This window comes from Bacillus sp. LR--39 (genome assembly GCF_053613335.1).
Window position 1 is genome coordinate 1 of record NZ_JBSIOT010001437.1, and the last position, 548, is coordinate 548.

The window sequence follows — 548 nt, forward strand, 5'->3', positions numbered from 1 at the left end:
GGTCGGAGTTGTGATTTTTTTGTCTTCTAAATCTTTGACGCTTTTATATGTTTCTTCTTCTGTTTTAATCGTAACATCAAGATCTTTCCCGTCTTTTTTCACGGTTGTAAGCGGCGCCTGCGATGTTTCTTTCATGAGCGCCTGAGAAATCTGTGATGCCGTTAACCCGAGTTTGCTTAATTTCTCCTGGTCAGCGACAAATGTATATTCGTCATATGTGCTGGACAGGCCTGAGCTTACGTTTTTCAGGTCTTTTTGGTCTTTCATTATCTTTTCGATCTCTTTTACAGTGCCTTTAATCTCTTTTTCAGAATCCCCGTACACATAATACGTTAACTCATTGTTGTTGCCTGAGGAGCTGAAATCCTGAGTTTTCCATTCTCCGCGTTTGGATTGCTTCTGAATGTCTTTTAAGACGCTGTCCTTTTCTTGATCAAAATCAGGCGTGTCTTCCTCATATTTGATATAGAACAACGCGCCGTTTGAACTTCCGCCCATCAGCGGATTTCCCGCTCCTAACGTATACTGAACCGTATCGACGTGTTTGC

General features: G+C 42.0%; 1 protein-coding gene. It reads right to left on the bottom strand.

The features are described 5' to 3' along the window. The coding region (locus ACWHAR_RS30990) for an efflux RND transporter permease subunit (protein WP_452088921.1) at positions 1-548 on the bottom strand (548 nt) is incomplete at both ends.